A 402-nucleotide genomic window follows, 5' to 3' on the forward strand; every position below is an offset into this window, starting at 1 on the left:
CTCCACGCCCGAGACCACCTCGTCGCCTGCTACGTTCAACAATTCGTCGTACTGGTGTGGTTACGGGTGCAGTACCTCCGCCAGGGCTGCCCCCACCGCGAGCATCGCCCCACCGGCGGGAAGGGCCTGCATCAGTCGGCCCCGGGCCACGACCAACGCCGCCGCATCGCCGAGCGACAGCACCCCGGCCACATGCGCGGCGGCAACCTCACAGATCGAGTGCACCACCAGCACGTCCGCCCGCACACCCCAGTGCGACAGCAGCGCATGCAACGCCACCTCCCCCGCGAACAACGCCGGCTGCGCGTACCCGGTCCGGTGGATCAGCTCCTCGTCCGCCAGCACCTCCGCCAGCGGCTGGTCCAGATCGGCATCCAGGTGCAACGCCACCTGGTCGAAGGC

1 protein-coding gene is annotated in these 402 nt (G+C 69.9%); it reads right to left on the reverse strand.

Going from position 1 to position 402, the window contains the following annotated elements:
- Positions 1–60: 60 nt before the first annotated feature.
- Positions 61–402, reverse strand: a 342-nt coding sequence (locus tag PUR56_RS12465; protein ID WP_443034485.1) for an acyltransferase domain-containing protein, incomplete at its 5' end; no start/stop codon positions are given.

Source organism: Streptomyces sp. BE303 (genome assembly GCF_036290945.1).
Classification (GTDB): domain Bacteria; phylum Actinomycetota; class Actinomycetes; order Streptomycetales; family Streptomycetaceae; genus Kitasatospora.